The 18,406-nt window shown below is 62.1% G+C and carries 10 protein-coding genes and 2 pseudogenes; 5 read left to right on the top strand and 7 right to left on the bottom strand.

Annotated elements, in window-relative coordinates; all coding sequences use genetic code 11:
* Positions 1-63 precede the first annotated feature (63 nt).
* The 3 genes and pseudogenes from QZ613_RS03915 to dctP form a co-directional block, all read right to left on the bottom strand.
* Positions 64-1,386 (bottom strand): TRAP transporter large permease subunit, encoded by a 1,323-nt coding sequence (locus tag QZ613_RS03915; protein ID WP_291981578.1) that lies wholly within the window; start codon positions 1,384-1,386, stop codon positions 64-66.
* Positions 1,376-1,918 carry a TRAP transporter small permease subunit gene (locus QZ613_RS03910; protein ID WP_042336724.1) on the bottom strand — a complete coding sequence of 181 codons (543 nt, stop codon included), beginning with the start codon at positions 1,916-1,918 and terminating at the stop codon, positions 1,376-1,378. The genes QZ613_RS03915 and QZ613_RS03910 overlap by 11 nt, the downstream gene beginning before the upstream one ends.
* A gap of 316 nt (positions 1,919-2,234) precedes the next feature.
* Positions 2,235-2,945, bottom strand: a pseudogene (dctP, locus tag QZ613_RS03905) (TRAP transporter substrate-binding protein DctP); the annotation flags it as partial.
* A gap of 131 nt (positions 2,946-3,076) precedes the next feature.
* Between dctP and QZ613_RS03900 the strand changes: the two are divergent.
* Positions 3,077-4,300 (top strand): IS4 family transposase, encoded by a 1,224-nt coding sequence (locus QZ613_RS03900; protein ID WP_366144427.1) that lies wholly within the window; start codon positions 3,077-3,079, stop codon positions 4,298-4,300.
* A gap of 23 nt (positions 4,301-4,323) precedes the next feature.
* Here QZ613_RS03900 and QZ613_RS03895 read toward each other — a convergent pair.
* Positions 4,324-4,635: pseudogene (locus tag QZ613_RS03895) on the bottom strand (C4-dicarboxylate ABC transporter substrate-binding protein); the annotation flags it as partial.
* A gap of 980 nt (positions 4,636-5,615) precedes the next feature.
* On the opposite strand from QZ613_RS03895, the gene QZ613_RS03890 reads away from it, so the two are divergent.
* Positions 5,616-7,799 (top strand): alpha/beta fold hydrolase, encoded by a 2,184-nt coding sequence (locus QZ613_RS03890; RefSeq protein WP_291981575.1) that lies wholly within the window; start codon positions 5,616-5,618, stop codon positions 7,797-7,799.
* Between the two features lie 47 nt (positions 7,800-7,846).
* Here QZ613_RS03890 and QZ613_RS03885 read toward each other — a convergent pair whose 3' ends face one another.
* The gene (locus QZ613_RS03885) at positions 7,847-9,382 is read right to left on the bottom strand and encodes an AMP-binding protein (RefSeq protein WP_291981573.1); all 1,536 of its coding nucleotides are present in this window, start codon (positions 9,380-9,382) and stop codon (positions 7,847-7,849) included.
* A gap of 629 nt (positions 9,383-10,011) precedes the next feature.
* Here QZ613_RS03885 and QZ613_RS03880 point away from each other — a divergent pair.
* A complete protein-coding gene (locus QZ613_RS03880; RefSeq protein WP_291981571.1) occupies positions 10,012-11,481 on the top strand; it encodes a hypothetical protein in 1,470 nt (489 codons plus the stop codon).
* Positions 11,482-11,757: 276 nt separating this feature from the next.
* Entirely contained in the window at positions 11,758-12,534 is a 777-nt protein-coding gene (locus QZ613_RS03875) for an enoyl-CoA hydratase (protein ID WP_043563484.1), read from the top strand.
* A 63-nt stretch (positions 12,535-12,597) separates the two neighbouring features.
* On the opposite strand, the gene QZ613_RS03870 is transcribed toward QZ613_RS03875, so the two are convergent.
* The gene (locus QZ613_RS03870; RefSeq protein ID WP_291981569.1) at positions 12,598-15,222 is read right to left on the bottom strand and encodes a PHB depolymerase family esterase; all 2,625 of its coding nucleotides are present in this window, start codon (positions 15,220-15,222) and stop codon (positions 12,598-12,600) included.
* Positions 15,223-15,439: 217 nt separating this feature from the next.
* Between QZ613_RS03870 and fumC the strand changes: the two genes are divergently transcribed.
* Positions 15,440-16,840, top strand: coding sequence for a class II fumarate hydratase (gene fumC, locus QZ613_RS03865; protein WP_291981702.1), 1,401 nt, complete (start codon positions 15,440-15,442; stop codon positions 16,838-16,840).
* Here the strand turns inward: fumC and QZ613_RS03860 are convergent.
* On the bottom strand, positions 16,837-18,240 hold the full coding sequence (locus tag QZ613_RS03860; RefSeq protein ID WP_291868405.1) for an ATP-binding protein: 1,404 nt from the start codon (positions 18,238-18,240) through the stop codon (positions 16,837-16,839). The two genes, fumC and QZ613_RS03860, sit on opposite strands and share 4 nt — an antisense overlap.
* Positions 18,241-18,406 lie beyond the last annotated feature (166 nt).

Genomic DNA, 18,406 nt, shown 5'->3' with positions numbered 1-18,406 from the left:
CCATACGCAACGACATGGAGCCAGATAAGGACCACCCCGGCCGAGGCCAGCGACTTACCTTGGTCAGCCCATCACCAGATTGGGCAGCCAGAGAATGATCTGCGGGAAAATCATGCAGAGCACGAGAACCACCAGGTTGACCATGATAAACGGCGTGACCGACCGGTAAATATCCGCCATGCTGACGTCCGGCGGCGCTATCCCCTTCAGATAGAAGAGCGCAAATCCGTAAGGGGGTGTCTGCACTGCGACCAGAATATTGATGATCATCAGCACCCCGAACCAGATCGGGTCATACCCCATGGAGACGACTATCGGTGTAAACAGGGGTGCGCACATCAGCACGATAATGAACTCATCGATGATGAAGCCGAGCAGCAGCATGATTATCTGAAACATGATGATAATCGCTAACGGAGGCAGATCGAGGCTGCCAGTAAAATCGGCCACCATCCCCTGCACGCCCATCAGCAGATGGAAATTGCTGAAGACCGATGCACCAAAGATGATCCACATCGCAACGCTGACCAGAGTCGCGGTCTGCATCCCGGCCGCGCGGAACATGTCAAGCTTGAAGCGCTTGAACACAATAGCCAGCAGGATCGCACCGACCACGCCGATGGCTCCCGATTCAGTCGGCGTTGCGATCCCCGAAATAATGCTGCCGAGCACCGCGACGATCAATAGAACTGCAAAGAATCCGTCACGCGCAATCCTGAATTTTTCTTTGGCGCTCAATTCCGGGACATGCGCCTGCTCTTGGTCCAGTGGCGCCCTGTTCGGATCCAGTCGGCAACTGATCACCACATAGACAATCAACATGACTATGGTCAAAAGGGCAGGCATCATTGCCCCCAGGAACATCCTGCCAACCGAGTTCTGGGTCGTGGCGGCAAACATGATCATCGGGATACTGGGTGGAATCAGAATCCCCAGCGCACCACCCGCCATGATCACACCGAGAGCCAGCTGCCGGTTGTATCCGCGGTCCAGCATCGGTTTCAGCGCAATACTGCCGGAGGTCATGATTCCGGCACCGATGATACCCACCATCGCGCCGATCATCGAGCAGACGCCGATCACACTGATCGCCAGCGAACCGCGCACTCTTCCGATGACCATCTGAGTGGCGTTGAACATCGCGTCACCGATTCCGGACTTGGTGAGCAATTGCCCCATATAGATATAGAGCGGGATCGCCAGCAGCACAAAACTGAAGTAGGTTGCCTCGAGCGTCGTAGGTATAACATTGAAAATACCGTCGCCCCACACCATATATCCAATCGACATGGCAATACCGCCGAGTGCCAGTGCAACCGGCGCACCAAGGGCGAAAAAGGTCAGTACACAAAGAAGCAATACACCAGTAAGCGCTTCAATTCCCATCAGAATCCCCCTGCGCAAGGAGATCCTTGCCTGTGAATAGGTAGTAGATGGCGGTCAGCATATCCCGACCCAACTGGGCGATGAATAGTCCACACGCGATTATCGACATAATCCAGAAATGGTACATGGGCGGCGCCCACTCGCTCTCCCGTCGATAATCAAACTCAATCGCCTCCAGCAATTTTCCGATACTCATATCCAAAACGATCCACAGAAAGAATATGCCTAATGAGTAAGAGATCAAATCGAAAACGCAGCGGGTCTTTTTGGAGACGTTAAAATACAAGATGTCTACATTGATATGCGCCTTTTTCTGCTGCGCATAGGCACCGCCGAGTGCGGCAACATAGCCAAACATGAACAGTGACAGATCAAAGGCCCAGACGGTAGGGCTGTTGAGAACGTAGCGCGAGAAAACTTCATACGCGACCACAAATGCCAGCACGGGCATCAGGTAGGAGGCTGCCTTACCCATGAGCATGACAACAAGATCTATGGCGCGGCATATCCATTTCAAAGCAGTTAAAGTCATTCAGACACCTGCAATGCCAGAGGTTAAAAGTCGAAAAGAGCGCACAAGCATTATCGAGAGATCATAGATTCTGCTGTCTGACGCTGCTCAGAGACCCAATGGAGAGTTCACAACAACTACCCCCTTCTTCCCCCGCGGGAGAAAAGCCGGGGGTGAGACGGGGAATTCAGGGAGCAGGCTCGCTGCCCGTCGTACGATTCCGGCGTGCAAGCCGGAATACCGGAATACGCACTGCAAGTCGAGGGGGACGGTCATGGCTTTCATGATCTGGGGTGTCTCGACAGCTCATGACCGTTAAACCCGAGAGATCAAGAGCTCACTTTTGATTTTTCAGTATATCAATCAGCTGCTTGCTGTATTTGTCCTGGGCCGCATATTCTTCCCGTAAACTGGCGCTGGCATCCGCCCAGGCCTTGCGATCTGCCGCGGACGGTTCCGGGCTCCACAAAAGACCCTTTTTTTGCATTTCGGCAAGCGCTTCGGACTCCCACTTCTTGGACATTGCAAGCTGCTCTTCGGCATGTATGACTGTGGCCTTGCGCACGACCGCCTGTAAATCTTCCGGCAGTTTTTTCCATGCCGCGCGGTTCACAATGATCGGCAGCACCTGTGCGCCTGCCAGCGGCAAACGGTACATGTACTTGGCCACTTCCACATGGTTGCCATCACGGTGGTCAATCATATTGCTGCCGATAGAACCGTCGATGACACCGGTTGCCATGCTCGTATAGATCTCGTTCCACGCCAGCGATACCGGGGACGCGCCCAGATTACGCAGGAACTTTCCATACGCACCCGGCGCACGGATTTTGAGACCTTTGAAATCGGCGATGGAATTGATCGGATTCTTGGTGATTATATATACCGGCGGCTGGATGTACGGCTCCAGCCACACCAACCCCTGAGAGCCGTAGGCTTTTTCCAGTATTTTGTCCCAACCCTGCTCATGAAACAGCTTCTGCAGTTTGGCCGGGTCATCGGTTCCGCCCGGTAGCCCGATCTCCACGACGCCGGCGGGCAGTTCACCAATCCTCTCAACTTAGCATAAATGCATAGCGGCGATCGTGGCTTGAATGGCGTTCATTTTCATTGCATAATTGAGCTGTAACGTATTGTTTATAAAGGGGAATTGCATGACGCCCTTCATATGCGAAAGTAATTAACGGGCTTGCCAACTATCTGTTTTCACAGGAGTTATTGGAAGGCGCCCGTCTCAAGCCGAAGTATTTCACCCGCGACCGCACGCTCAGCTTCCCAACCGTCCTGACGTTCTTGCTGTCCGGCGTACAAGGTGCGGTCCAGGCTGAACTGGACCAGTTCTTTGCCAACCTGAGAAATCGTGCGGACGCGGTGCGCTTGGTGAGCGCCCAGGCTTTCTGCAAGGCGCGCTACAAGATTAGTGCTTTGGTGTTCGGTGACGTCAATCGAAAGTTGATGGACCTGGTCGAGGAGCATCTGCCGGTGCCGCGATGGCAGGGCCTGCGGATAGTGGCTAGCGATACCGCGGCGGTCCGGCTGACGACGATGAAAGAAGGTGTACGTTCGATCGTCACGGGCGTGGCGTTTGGCCTGTACTTGCCGGGAATTGAGATGTTCCTTCACTTCGCGTTGCAGCATGGCGCGTGTGACGAGCGCCAGATGCTCTTCGAGGTGATCGAGCGGCTGCAGGTCGACGACCTGCTGGTGCTTGACCGCGGCTTTCCTTGCCGCTGGCTGGCGGCAGCGTTGACCGCACGCGGGATCCCTTTCTGTATTCGCTGTGACATGTCCCGTGGATTCAGGGTGGTACGCGAGTTCATGCGCTCGGGGCAGAGCGAGCAGCTGGTGATCCTGCGTGCGCCGAACGCACGCGATGCGCAGGACTACGAGTGCCCGGCGACGCCGACAACGGTTCGCCTGGTGCGGGTGGTTACGCCGAACGGGCGGCAACATGTGGTGATGACTTCGCTGCTCGACGCCGTCGCGTTCCCGGCGGCCGTCTTTGGCGCCTTGTACTACGGCCGTTGGCGGATCGAAGAAGCATTTCGCCGGCTCAAGCATCGCTTGGGGCTCGAACATACCTCCGGCTTGTCCTGGCAAGCGGCCAATCAGGACTTCGGTGCCAAGGCTGTCTTCGACAACCTCAATGCCCTGGCTGCCTACGTCGCCACCGACGCGCATCTGGACGCCGATTCGCCATGGAAGATCAACCGTACCTTGGCGATCGACAAGATCAAGCGCCAGATCGGCCGTTGGTTGCTCGCCGCCGGTGCGACGACGCGGCGATTGAAGCCCCTCATTCACGAGATTGCCGCCAACCTTCAGAAGTTTGTCGCTGGCCGCTCCAAGCCTCGAACGCCGCAGCGAAAACCGCATCGCTACCACGCCTACAAGCCGGTATGACGGAATGCTAAGTTGAGAGGATTGGGCAGTTCACCCGCATGCATCGACTGAAAAGGTGCTCCCATGGTGATCAGGCCTGATTTCACCGCGCTCAAAAGGCCGGTCGTACCAACGCCTTCACCCGAATAGAGCACCTGTACCTTGATACGACCGTCGGACATTTTTTCGATATTACTGCCCAGCTTTTCATAGAGCGTACCGAACGCGGTGCCGCGCCCGTAGAGGTTAGCGAAGCGCCAGTTATACTCGGCCGCGGACACCTGGGCCGCTATCAAACCTGAAAGCAACGTGGCGGCTAGCGCCAAGATCGTCATTATCTTTCGCAATTTCAGCATATCATCTTGCTCCGTGTTTTTACATCGGTTGTCGGCAGGAGATAAACCCCCCGTTTTAGGCACTCACTCATCCTTTTATAAACAGACCGCTATGATAAATAGCATTAAGCCCATCTAAAGGTTGATTTACTACGATCAACTACTATCTTCATGGGATTACCGAAGCGGTGCCCATTTGGATGCTGCATTGTTACCCAGGCGACCGCGGATTGATAGAGGTGTCGGCGGCGGCGCAGCGCAAGTCGCCGACCGGACGGAGGAATCCTGGCCATGCCCTTCTCCTCGTAGAATAGGAGTTTCAAAGCAAGTAGTGTGCCCGGATCGACGGGATTCGGCCCACGCCCTTGCCGTTTGTCATAAACCCTGCATTTCCGAGCTTCGCGGGATTTTGGGCACAGCGCCTTGGCAGTATCCTTCCGCGTTGCGACGCTGCCAGCCGGCTCCTACGCCCCGTTTGGGTGCAAGCGGCGCAGTGAGTGCTCCGCCAAGAGGCAGCGCCGTTCCCGTCGCTTCCGTGCCAACCGTGGGCCGCCTGTCCTGCGCCCCCCTTTCGCCCTCCCTTCGCTGCCCACTCCCCGGGAACGAGCCGAGCCGCGGTTGCGAGAGCTGATCCTAGGGTATTGATTGGCTGAAAAAACAACCAATTGCCACGCATGGCGTAGAGCCAATCCCGAGACAAGCGGGCAAAACTTCCCGCAAGCCATCCGCCGGGCGACGATGTCGCTAGCGACCTGTCGGACTTTCCCGGCGCCGGATCCGCATATGATAACGAGTAAGTTCGAGCACCCGGATCTAGCTGGCGTGAAGTCGGACAGGCTGCTAGGACTCGCGAGCCCCCTCCAGGCCAGGCGCCGCGGGAGTCCTTGCAGTTGACCTGGATCAGGCCGCCGTCGCTACTTATGCCTTAGCATTTTCGCTTTCGGCGAAGCGCTTCGCGGCCACGACTTTCGGACGCTCCGCCAGACATTGGAAGAAAGCCCATGAGCGAAAATCCCGAAAACACCCTGGAATCTTCCACCGAGGCGGAAGCCAGGGAAGACAGCCCATCGACCAGCCTGCCGACCGGCCCTTCAGTCACCGGCGCCAGCAACAAGCCGGTCGCCAAGCGGCGCACCAGAGCAGGCGCGACGAGCCGCAAGAAGCCGGCTCCAAGCTCCGCAACGACCGCGGCAACAAGCGAAGCTGCGGCGAGCGAAGCTGCGGCAAGCAGCATCCCGCCGACGGCCGAAGCAGGAAGCACGGCAGCCAGCAAGCGCCGACCCAGAGCGACCCGGCAGACCCAGTCGGCCAAGGCGCTGACGCCGGCGACGACCGGACCGGCCGGAAGCGTAGCGACGAACCTCAAAGCCGGGGCGAAAGCAGCAACGACACCCGCCGCGACCGCCGCCACCCCACCGCACGCAGCCTTGTCTCGCCGCCTCGGTGATCGCCACCTGCTCGACTCCAGCGCACTCGAAGAAATCGACCGCATGACCAATGTCGCGCTCGGCAAGCTGAGCGGGGGCATTTCTCCGGCGTCGCTGGCCATGGCCTATCTCGACTGGATGGTGCACCTTGCTTCTTCACCCGGGAAACAGTTCCAACTGGCCGCCAAGGCAACACGCAAAGCCATGCGTCTGGGCAGCTACGCCCTGACGTCGGCAATCACCGGCAACGCCGAGCCGTGCATCGAACCGCTCCGCGGCGACCACCGTTTCGACCATCCCGGCTGGCAGCGCTTTCCCTACAACGTCATCTACCAGGGCTTCCTGCTCAATCAGCAGTGGTGGCACAACGCGACCACCGACGTGCGCGGCATCTCGAAGCACAGCCAGGCGGCGGTTTCATTCACCGCCCGCCAGATCCTCGACATGACGGCGCCGTGCAACATTCCCTTCCTCAACCCCGAGATCGCCGAAGCGACGATCAACGAGCGCGGCGCCAATCTGGCGCGCGGCGCGAGCAACTACCGCGAGGACTTCAAGCGCTCACTGCGCAACGAACCGCCCGCCGGCGTCGAAGCCTTCCGCGTCGGCGAAAACCTGGCCATCACCCCCGGCAAGGTCGTCTACCGCAACCACCTGATCGAGCTGATTCAATATTCGCCGAGCACCGACAGCGTCCAGCGCGAACCCGTCCTGATGCAATCGGCGTGGATGATGAAGTACTACATCCTCGACCTCTCGCCGCACAACTCGCTGGTCAAATACCTGGTCGACAGCGGGCATACCGTGTACATGATCTCCTGGCTCAACCCGGGTCCCGAGCACCGCAACCTGGGCATGGAGGACTACCGCCGGCACGGCACGCTGGCCGCCATCGACGTCGTCACCGAGTTGCAACCGGGGCGCAAGATCCACGCCGCCGGTTATTGCCTGGGCGGCATCCTGCTGACCATCACCGCCGCCGCCATGGCCCGCGACGGCGACGAGCGCCTGGCCAGCGTCACCCTGTTCACCACCATGACCGACTTTACCGAAGTCGGCGAGATCAACGTCTTCATGGATGCCAGCGAAGTGACGCTGCTCGAAGACATGATGTGGCAGAAAGGCTACCTTGATCACAAGCAGGTCTCCGGGGGATTCCAGGTCCTCAAGTCGGCCGACCTGATCTGGTCGAAAATGGTTCGCGAGTACTACCTCGGACACCGCGAACCGATGTTCGACCTGATGGCGTGGAACGCCGACGGCACGCGCATGCCGTATCGCCAGCACTCCGAGCTGCTGCGCCGGCTGTACGTGAACAACGAGCTTTTCGAGGGCAAGTACATGGTCGAAGGCCGTGCCATCTCGATCAGCGACATCCACTGCCCGATCTTTGCCGTTGCCGCGGCTGGTGACCACGTCGCCCCCTGGCACTCGGTGTACAAGCTGCACCTGCAAAGCGACGCCACCGAGCTGACCTTCGTGCTGACCAGCGGCGGCCACAACGTCGGCATCGTCAACGAACCGGGCCACGCGCACCGCTCCTTCCAGCTCAGCGTCTGCCACGAAGGCGACCGCTGCATCGACCCGGATACCTGGAAGCAGCGCACGCCAACCACCGAGGGTTCGTGGTGGCCAGTGTGGCAGCAGTGGCTGACGCGGCACTCGTCGGGCAGCGAAGCGCCGCCGGGCATGGGTGCCCCGGACAAGGGCTACGAGCCGCTCTGCGACAGCCCGGGAACCTACGTCCTGCAGCAGTAGGCGACAACGCCGCGGGTCAGCGCGGCTTTACCGGCGAGCGCCGCCAGTCAACGATCGCCCGCCGCCACCTGATAGGCGTCGCGCATTTCCCGCTTCAGCGTCTTGCCGGCCGCGTTGCGCGGGAAGTCGTCCATGATCTGCAGGGCGTGCAGGCGCTGGTAGCGGGCGCCGACGCGTTCGTTGATCCAGTCGCGCAGTTCGCCGGCGGTGATCGACGCGCCGGCATTGAGGACGACGGCGGCCACCGGTGTCTCGCCCCACTTTTCGTGCGCCACACCGAAGACGGCGACCTCCCTGACCGCCGGGTGACGGGCAGCGACTTCTTCGACGTCCTTCGGGTAGACCTTGACGCCGCCGCTGTCGATCATGTCCTTCTTGCGATCGACCAGATAGAGGTAGCCCTCGCCGTCGGTATAGCCGAGGTCACCGGTGAACAGCCAGCCGTCGCGAATCGCCTGCGCAGTGAGGTCGGGGCGACCGTAGTAGCCGCCCATCAGCGAGGGTCCGCGACCGACGATCTCGCCGACTTCTCCGGCTGGCGCGTCACTGCCGTCTTCGCGGACGATGCGCATTTCGTAGAAGAAGGGCGGCGCGCCGACCGAACCCGCCTTGCGCAGCGACTGCGTCTTGTCGAGGATGGTCCAGAATCCTTCCGTGAGCCCGTACAGTTCGTAGAAGCGGTCGGGGAGCAGGCGATTGAGAAGGTCCTTGTACTCCTGGTACAGCGGCGCACCGAGCGAGAGAATCATTTCCAGCGAGGCCAGCTTCTCGGGCGAGAAATTCGGCGCATTGAGGATGGCGATGATCTGCGCCGGCACCATCATGGTGTGCGTGACGCGCTCGCGGGCGATGATTTCGATCGCCTCTTCGGCGTCGAACTGTCGCTGCAGGAGGTAGCGCGCGCCAAGGTAGAAGCACGGCATCAGGGTCACGAAAGCGCCGTTGAAGACGATCGCACCGGTGTGCAGGACCACCGACTCCGCGCTCATCCGCCAGGCGGACGCAAACAGCGTGCCGTACATCGCGCGCACGAAATGGCTGTGGATGATCCCTTTCGGCAGGCCGGTCGTGCCGCTGGTGTACATGATGTTGAAAATATCGTCGGAGCCCACCCGTACCGGCTCGCTGGCACCGTCCGCACAGGTCTTGAACAGCGACCCATAGTCGGGGTAATCGCCCGCCGGACCGTCGACCATCAGCACGTGATCGGCGGCAAGCTCAGGCAGTTCGGCGCGCACCTGATCGATCATCGGCGCCATCGAGCGCTGCGTGACCAGGCAGTTGGCGCCCGAGTCGCGCAGCAGACTCGTCAGGCCCGAAGGCATCAGCAAGGGACTGAGCGGCACCAGTACGGCGCCGATCGACGGCACCGCCCAGTAAACCTCGAGCAGTTCCCGGCAGTTCGCGAGGACCGTCGCCACGCGATCGCCCTTGCGCACGCCGAGCCAGGTCAGAACGCGGGCGCATTGGCTGACGCGTGCCTCGAATTCGCGCCAGGTGAGCCGATCCTGCTCGAAAACGACAGCGACCTGATCCGGTCGAAACTGCGCATGGTGTTTGATGAGCGTCGCTAGTTGCAGCATATTTCCTCCCTTTGACGAGACCGGGGGTGCGTGGCCCGGCACGCCAAGCCCACCCGTTGAACTGACTTCGCCGCTCGCCCGCGGCGAGCACCATCCGCCTCGTGCGGCGGCAAGACCCGGGCTGCGCCAGCACGTAAGCAGCGTGGCTGCGAGCACGGCAGCAACCATCTGCATCGCAGCGCAACATACCCATACTATACAACGTCGGAGAGTGCAGCGGCGGAGACGCCTGTGGCGCCACTTCCGCTGCCAAGTCGCCCTTTGACAAGGCCGCCTCGGCGGCGCTATGGGGGCTGGAACGCTCGTATTTTGGCCTTTCTTGCCATCGATCGAATAATCTTGGCCATAAGCATGGGAGGGGTGAACAATTCCAGCCCAGAGGAGTAGAATGAATTGTGCGGTGCGGAATGACGATCGTTTTGGTGGTCTTTCCGCACCATTTCACAGCGGCCAGGACCGCCGCGAACGGGATACACCGCGCGTCGTTCCGGTTTGGCAAGATAGAACATCAGCGCGCTTTCGTCTGTCGCGCCGCCCACATCCGGGCTGCCGGCAAGGCCAGTTACTCGTGGGTCGCCCTCCAGGGGGCCGGCCCGTTTTGATTCACTTTGTTTGTTGGAGGTAAAGATATGTATTCACTGCTACGGGAAATGCCGGATTTCACCACGAGTTGGTGGAGATACATGCTGGCCATGATGCGCGCTTCGAACCGCGAAGTCGGCGAGTTCAACGACAATATGTTCATTGCCGCGCACATCGCCATGACCGCCGCCCGCGACAACCCGATGAGCATGCTGGAGACCTTCGAGATCATGGAGCATAGCGTCGGCCTGGCGCGCAAGGGAGCCGCCGGCATGCAGGACAAGATGGCCGACTATGCCTTCGACCAGATCGAGGAAGGTACCCGCGCCTACTTGAACACGATCCTCAAGTCCGACGGTGAGAAGCTCGGCAGTTACATGCGCCGCGAAGCCGAAATCATGGAAGCGGTCTCCAATTTCAACGAACAGATCGAAGCCATCGGCGACGAGTTCGGCTTCCATTTCAACACCAAGGACTACAAGCTGGTGGCCGAAACGGACGCCTTCGAGCTTTACCAGGTGCTGCCGATCAAGAAAGGCGTCGAGGTCCGCAAGGACCTGAAGCCTGTCGTTCTCGTCCCGCCGTACATGCTCGGCGTGCATATCCTGGCCTTCCTGCCTTTCGAGAACAAGAGCTACAGCCACTCGTTCGCCAACGAGGGGATTCCGACCTACGTCCGCGTCGTCAAGGACATCATGACCACCGAGAAGGTGCAGACGATGACCCCGGAGCAGGACTGCGAGCAGACGCGTGAGCTCTGCGCCAAGGTCATGGAGCTCAACGACGGCAAGAAAGTGACGTTGAACGGCACCTGCCAGGGTGGCTACATCTGCATGATGAACATCCTCTCGGGCAAGCTGACCGATGTCTGCGACGCCCTGATCACCAACGTGACGCCGGTTGACGGGACCTACAGCGATGCCATCAGCGGCATGCCCCAGATGCACCATGACTTTGTCACCACCACGCTGCCGAGTGGCAACAAGGTTGCCAACGGCTACCTGCTCAGCCTCGGCATGCGCTTCGTGGCCATCGACCGCGAAACGCCGCTGGTCAAGGTGCTCGACCAGGCTTCGCTGCAACGCGCCACCGGCATGAACCCGGGCAAGACCCCCGCCGCGCTCTTCCGCTGGCTGCTCAAGGAACGCGTTCACCTGCCTCTGGCCATCGCCAACATGAGCTCGCACACCTTCCAGGATGCGATTTCGGAAGATGGCACGCTGCCCGTGAAGCTCTTCGACCAGGCGCTCAACATCAAGCACCTGATCGACCTGAATGTGCCGTGGTACCAGAACTACGCGATCAAGGACGACCTGGTCACGCCGGCTTGCGCCACCGCCGGCAACAAGCACCTCGAAGGTTGGGAGGGTCTTGAATCGGTCGCTTTCTTCGGCGGTCACGTCGCCATCCTGACCAGCCCCTACGGCAAGAAAGCGCCGGTTACCGGCGAGTTCACCGACGCCAATGGCAAGGCCGCCCGCGGCCCGGTGAAGTTCCAGATGGACATCTCGGCCTGAACACGGGACGACTCCCGGGAAACGACGGCAGCGTGCAACTGACGATTGCCTTCTGACCCTCTGCAAGTCACGCGGCCGGCCCGACGAGAATCGTCCAGGTCGGCCGCGTTGTTTGTGGACTGGCGTTGCGCACCGTCAAAGCAAGCGACGGCGGCACAAATCGTTCATGATAGCGGTCGCGCCAAGCGCCAGACACCCGCCAATCGCAGCAACAGGAGTGCCCACCTCATCGTGGATACTCGAATACCTTTCATTTTGAATCTGGAGATTTCCTTTATGAGCTACGTCAACATCATCGCCGAAGTCCGTGGAAAAGTCGGCCTGATCACCCTCAATCGTCCGAAGCAGCTGAACGCCCTCAACGATGACCTGATGGACGAACTGGGCAGCGCGCTGGCCACCTATGAAGCCGACGAGAATATCGGTGCGATCGTCATCACCGGTTCGGACAAGGCTTTCGCAGCCGGCGCCGACATCACGGTCATGCAGTCGCTGACCTACATGGAGGCCTACAAGGGCGACTTCATCAGCCGCAACTGGGAAGGCGTCAAGAACTGCCGCAAACCGGTGATCGCGGCGGTCGCCGGCTACGCCCTGGGTGGCGGCTGCGAACTGGCGATGATGTGCGACATCATTCTCGCCGCCGACACGGCACAGTTTGGCCAACCGGAAGTCCGTCTGGGCATTCTTCCCGGTGCCGGTGGCACACAGCGTCTGCCTCGCGCCATTTCCAAGGCCAAGGCGATGGAAATGTGCCTCGCCTCGCGCAATATCGACGCCGAGGAAGCCGAGCGCTCGGGTCTGGTTTCGCGCGTCGTGCCGGCCGACAGGCTGCTCGACGAGGCGATGTCGACCGCCACCCGCATCGCCGGATTCTCGCTACCGGTGGTGATGATGATCAAGGAGTGTATCAATCGCTCGTATGAGAGCTCGCTCAACGAGGGCCTGCTCTTCGAAAGGCGTGCTTTCCACTCGGCATTCGCCCTCGACGATCAGAAAGAAGGCATGACCGCCTTCGTCGAGAAACGCAAAGCGGCTTTCACCAACCGCTGAGCGCCTGATCTCTCTGCATCCCCCGGGCAGCGGCTGCGGCTGCCCGGAAATTGCGCCGCGAAATCAGCAGTGCGCGGCAGCTTCGACGGCGTTGCTGATCGTCACCTGATCGACCCAGGCCTTAGCGTAAACCGTGCTGTAAATGTTCGCATAGGCCGCCACTTCAAGCGTCAGAGTCACCTGTCTATTGGCGAAGCGCGCCAGATCGACCGCTGACTGCCGCAGCCATTCGTTCTCCTGGTGCACCATGCCGATCGCCGTGACTTCATCGACGACGATGCCATCGACGAGAACCCGAAAGCTGGCGCTGGTGTAGTCGTTGACGGCCGCGCTGAGATCGAGCCGCCGCACGTAGCTAAGCTCCGGCCGCGGACCGAGGGTGACGCGCCGCGAGATCGATTGCGCGCGCGCGCCAACCGCGCCCGAATCGCCCGACGAAGCGTGTCCGTAGAGCATCGAGCCGCCGCGAAATGCGCGCGGATCGTCGTGCAGCAGATCCCAGCCGGCGCCTTCCCAGCCAGCGCTGCGCAGGGTTTCCGGGCTGAACCGACCGGCGTGGAAGGGACTCGAGCGCTGCGCCCCACCCTTGAGTACGCCCGCCGCTTCCAGGGCGGTCGAAATGATCCCCGGAACGTCGATGCCCAGTGGCGCCGAACTGCGCGGCCGGCTGCCGGGCTTGAGCAGCCCCGCCGCCTGCAGCGAGGCCGAAATGATGCCATGCACGTCGAGACCCATTGACTGCCTGCCCGCAGCCTGCGCTCCGTCCGCCGCTTCGGCGTGCTCGTTCCCTGCCTCCCGGGCGGGCTCTTTGCGCAGCAGCGGCTCGCCACGGTCACCCGGGCTGGCCGAGCCAGCGGAATGGGGTTCTGGACCCGCTGCGCCAGTCGTCCCATCTGCCGCTTGCGCAGGGCTGCCCGCCCGACTTTGCGCGTCGGCGGCCGCCTCCGCCGCAGGCGCTCTGGCGTCCGCCGGGCGCTCGGCGAGCAGGCCCCAGAAATCGGCGATGCGGTGTGTCGACGAAATGCCGACTGCGTTGAAGAACGGTGCCGCGGTGCCGCACTGGTGCGGTTCCGGGCCGGGGTCGAGGGCTGCGCCGTGTGACATGCCGGTAATCGTGTAGGACTCGATCAACTCCTCGCCGTCGGCGCCCTGCCAAACGCGGCGCGGATAGCCATCGACGCGCATTTCGACGCTCGGCCTGGAGTCCAGTCCGTGCACATCGGCCCACTGCTTGATCAGCTCTTCGGCATTGACCGGCTTCACCGCGGTGTCGGCGTCACCGTGCCACACTGACAACCTCGGCCACGGCCCCTGATGGGGGGACGCGGCGCGCACCAGCGCTCCCCATTCCGGGCCCGAACGCGAACGCCCCTGGAAGATGCTCTCCAGCCCTTCCTGCAAGCCCTTGGCCGTACGATAGGGAACCCCGGCGATGACCGCGCCAGCGGCAAAGACCTCCGGATAGCTGGCCAGCATCACGCTGGTCATCGCCCCACCGGAGGACGTTCCGGTAACGAAGACCCGGCGCCGATCGATGCCGTACTCGGCGACCATCCTGTCCACCATCTGCGCGATCGACTGCGCCTCACCGCGTTCGCGTTCGTTGTCTTCGGGCCGGAACCAGTTGAAGCAGCGCAGCGGATTGTTGTTCCATTGCTGCTGCGGAAAGAGAAGAGCGAAGCCGTGCCGGTCGGCGACCGTCGACCAGCCGCTGCCCTTGTTGTACGAGGCTGCACTTTGTGTGCAGCCATGCAGGACGACGACCAGCGGCGCGTTCGCCGGCAGGCTCTCGGGGAGATAGGTATACATCGTCAGTTCGCCGGGATTGCTGCCGAAAGCGCTGACTTCGCGCAAACGGCTTTCCTGCGTGTCGACCTGGTCGGACCAGGCTTTCACCGACGCCAGCGTCGAAAGAAGCTTCTCCCAGCGACTGCCGTGCGGTGTCTTGGCGGCGAGTTTTGCCATATTGGCAATGGCGGCCATCTTGTGGCCCAGTTTGTTCAGCATGGGATTCCTCCTGTCATCGGACAAGGTGGTAAGCGAACCGATCTCGATCAACTTGCGGACCGGCAGAAAAACGCTGTGGAACAGACCGGGATCGACCAATCCACCACGTTGAGGGTCAAGCCAGGCCGGGGGAGCGGCGCCCGGGGCCAGGCCATAGGTGTGACTGAAGACGGCGCGACGGCCCTGCCACCAGGCGCTGAATTGCAGCGAGGCAACCGGACAGCCACGATTGATCCACACGCCGAAGAGTTCGCCGGCGACGATCGGGCGTGTCTCCTCGGCGCAGGCCAGCTCCAGGAGTTGGGCGAGCGCCTCACCGAAACGCATTCCGTCCAGGCGAATCGCCGCCGCCGGTTGCTCGTCGCCGTCGGCGGTCGCCAGCGCCGGACCGAAGAGGACGCGCGGCGTATTCCCTCCCGGCGCTACCGCCGCCGGCTGCAGGTCTTCATAGCAGCGGATGGCTTCGACGGTCTGCGCCTGCTGCGGTGCGGCCATCGCGCCGATCAGCAGTTGCGCCGCGTACTGCGGCGTCGCCGGCGGCGAGCCGCGGCCGCGCGGGCCAGGGGCAACCAGCCCACCGGTCACCATCAGGGTGACCCGGAAGCGCAGGTCGCGCCGCGACTCGCCGAGCAGGTCGGCGAGTCGCTCGCTGAATTCGTAACGTGCCAGTCGATTAAGCATGACCGAACGATAGCACGCTCCCTGCCGCTTTGCACGGCTTTTTTTAGTAAGTGCCAACTAAACATTTATTGTTCAGGCAGCTTGGGCGGAAGCGCTCGTCGACAACCACGGCTGGCCGTAACGACGCCAGAAAGTTATGATTGACTCTGCCCTCAGTCAGGAGAATACCCATGCGCTCGTTCCCGGAAGCTTCCCAGCGCAAGCGGCGACCCAGGCGATGAACGCAACGCGCTGGGAACACGACTCCTTCGGCAGCATCGAGGTCGCCAGCGACCGCCTCTGGGGAGCGCAGACGCAGCGTTCGCTCGAACACTTCGACATCTCCAGCGAGCGCATGCCCGAGGAACTGGTCCTCGCCCTGGCTGCCGTCAAGGCGGCATGCGCGCGGGTCAACAGTGACCTCGGTCTGCTCCCGGAAAACAAGGCCAGGGCGATCGCCGCCGCCGCCGAGGAAGTCCTGCTCGGCCGCCATCGAGCCGAGTTCCCGCTGTCCGTCTGGCAGACCGGTTCTGGTACGCAGAGCAACATGAACATCAACGAAGTTCTCGCCAACCGTGCTTCGGAACTCCTTGGCGGCGAACGCGGCGAGAAGCGCTGCGTGCACGCCAACGACGACGTCAATCGTGGACAGTCGTCGAACGATGTTTTCCCGACGGCCATGCATGTCGCTGCCGTTTTCGGCATCACGCGCGCCCTGCTGCCGGCGCTGGCCAGGCTGCGCACCACGCTGGCGGCCAAGTCGGCCGCCTTTTCGGACATCGTCAAGATCGGCCGCACCCACCTCCAGGACGCGACGCCACTGACCCTGGGCCAGGAGTTCTCCGGCTACGTCGCCCAGCTCGAACACGCCGAAGCAGTCATCGACGACGCCCTGCCCTCGCTGTACCCGCTGGCGATCGGTGGCACGGCAGTCGGCACCGGCCTCAACACTGCCCCGGGATTCGGTGCTCGCGTGGCCGAGGAACTGGCTCGCGAAAGCGGCCTGCCGTTTGTCGAGGAGAACAACAAATTCGCGGCGCTGGCGGCACACGATGGCCTGGTCGCCGCGCACGGCGCGCTCAGAACGCTGGCCGTGGCGCTGATGAAAATCGCCAACGACATCCGCTGGCTGGCGTCGGGGCCGCGCTGTGGCCTCGGCGAGATCAGCATTCCGGAAAACGAGCCGGGCAGTTCGATCATGCCCGGCAAGGTCAACCCGACGCAGTGCGAGGCGCTGACCATGCTCTGTTGCCAGGTGATGGGCAACGACGTCGCGATCGGCATCGGCGGCGCCTCCGGCAACTTCGAACTGAACGTCTTCAAGCCGCTGATCGCCCACAATTTTCTGCAGAGTGTGCGCTTGCTGGCCGATGGCATGAGCAGCTTCGAGGCGCACTGCGTTTGCGGCGTCGAGGCCCGGCGAGAACGCATCGGCGAACTGCTCGAGCGCTCGCTGATGCTGGTCACCGCGCTCGCGCCGCACATCGGTTATGACCGCGCCGCGGAAATCGCCAAGCGCGCGCACCATGACGGCAGCACGCTACGAGAGGCAGCACTGGCGCTGGGGCAGGTCAGCGGCGAGGACTTCGACCGCTGGGTCAGGCCGAACGAGATGATCGGCGGCGGCGACCCGATCTAGGTCGGCGCCAGCGGCAGGGTCAGGGCGAACAGGGCGCCGCCCTGCGCCCGGTTCGTCGCCGCCAGGCGTCCACCGTGCCGTTCGACGATCCCGTAGCTGATCGACAGCCCGAGACCCGTCCCCTGCCCGACCGGCTTGGTGGTGAAGAAGGGGTCGAACAATCGCGCCAGGTTGCCCTGCGTAATTCCCGGGCCATTGTCGGCGAAGTGCAGGACGATCATCCCGTCGCGCTGCTCGGCGCTGATTTCGAGCGTCGGCGCGGCGCAGCCGGCAGTCGCGTCGCAGGCGTTCTGGACGATGTTCATCAGCACCTGCTGCATCTGCCCGGACGAGCCGATGACCGGCAAGTCGCCCGGTAGATCGACCTTGACGGCGAAATCGCGCACGCCCGAGCGCGCCACCCAGCGCACCGCACGGTCGACCACGGCGGCCAGATTGAAACGCTGATCGGCACTGCGATCGATGGCCGAGAAGCGCTTCAGTCCATCGACGATGTCGCGGGTGCGCTCGGCGCCTTCGCTCATCCCGTCGAGCAAGGGGTTGAGGTCGTCCATGATGCGGTCGATGCGCAGCTCCTGACGCAGCTCGTCCAGTTTGCCGGCGCGCCCGCCGGGGGCGCTGTGCACCGCTTCCAGATAGGTCTGCAGGCGCGCCGTGTACCGCCGGATGGCCAGTACGTTGCCGAGAACGAAGCTGATCGGGTTGTTCAGTTCGTGCGCGACACCGGCGACCAGACGACCGAGCGAAGCCATCTTCTCGGCTTGCAGGAGCTGCTGCTGCGTGCGCTTGAGGTCTTCATGCGCCTGCCGCAAGGCATGGTAAGCGCGGCGCAGCTCGCCAACCGGCCGGCCGGTGAGCACCATGCCAAGCAGCTTGCCGGTTCCCGACAGACGCGGCGTGCAGTTCAGCGAGACCGGCAGCGGGCTGCCATCTCGCCCCATGATCCGCAGCTCGCAGTCCTGTACCGCTGCCGGACGCGCCGCCGAGAAGAAATCACGGGCGCGTTGCCGCGACGCCTCGTCGGCGAAAAGATCGCACAGCGGCCGGCCACGCAATTCGCCTTCGTCCTGGCCGATGAAGCGGCGCAGCGAGTCGTTGACCTCGTCGATCGCACCGTGGCGATTACAGACGATGAGGATGTCCGACATCGACGCCAGCACGCTCTCGATGAACTGCTGCGAATCCTCGAGTGCGGCATTCTTCTGTTCGAGGACCACCTCGTATTGCAGAAGGTCGTTATACACGTCGTCCATCTTGTGGATCACCTCGATCCACACCGCCTCGTCGACGCCCGCGAACGCCGACCCTGTCCCCGGCAGGCAGTCGGGGGCGGTCAGCGCCTGCGCGAGCGGCGGCTGCTCCGGGACGCTGGCGCTGCTGGCCATGAGCGATCGTTTCATGCGCCGATCGTAGGGCGAATCGAAACGCGCTGCAACGCTCACTCGAAGAGCAACGCCGTCGGCCGCGACGACCGCGAGCGCAAGGCGACCATCAAGGCGAGGCGGGCGGCCATCAAAGTGGAAAGAAGGTTTCCACTTCTCTACACGGGCGTAAAGCCGCATTACC

Source organism: Candidatus Accumulibacter sp. ACC005, from assembly GCF_907163215.1.
Taxonomy (GTDB): Bacteria; Pseudomonadota; Gammaproteobacteria; order Burkholderiales; family Rhodocyclaceae; genus Accumulibacter; species Accumulibacter regalis.
This window is presented reverse-complemented; position numbering and strand designations above follow the sequence as displayed.

Coding starts and splice junctions, on each gene's coding strand:
- QZ613_RS03915 (WP_291981578.1), bottom strand. CDS start 1,386: ATGGGAATTGAAGCGCTTACTGGTGTATTGCTTCTTTGTGTACTGACC.
- QZ613_RS03910 (WP_042336724.1), bottom strand. CDS start 1,918: ATGACTTTAACTGCTTTGAAATGGATATGCCGCGCCATAGATCTTGTT.
- QZ613_RS03890 (WP_291981575.1), top strand. CDS start 5,616: ATGAGCGAAAATCCCGAAAACACCCTGGAATCTTCCACCGAGGCGGAA.
- QZ613_RS03885 (WP_291981573.1), bottom strand. CDS start 9,382: ATGCTGCAACTAGCGACGCTCATCAAACACCATGCGCAGTTTCGACCG.
- QZ613_RS03880 (WP_291981571.1), top strand. CDS start 10,012: ATGTATTCACTGCTACGGGAAATGCCGGATTTCACCACGAGTTGGTGG.
- QZ613_RS03875 (WP_043563484.1), top strand. CDS start 11,758: ATGAGCTACGTCAACATCATCGCCGAAGTCCGTGGAAAAGTCGGCCTG.
- QZ613_RS03870 (WP_291981569.1), bottom strand. CDS start 15,222: ATGCTTAATCGACTGGCACGTTACGAATTCAGCGAGCGACTCGCCGAC.
- fumC (WP_291981702.1), top strand. CDS start 15,440: ATGAACGCAACGCGCTGGGAACACGACTCCTTCGGCAGCATCGAGGTC.
- QZ613_RS03860 (WP_291868405.1), bottom strand. CDS start 18,240: ATGAAACGATCGCTCATGGCCAGCAGCGCCAGCGTCCCGGAGCAGCCG.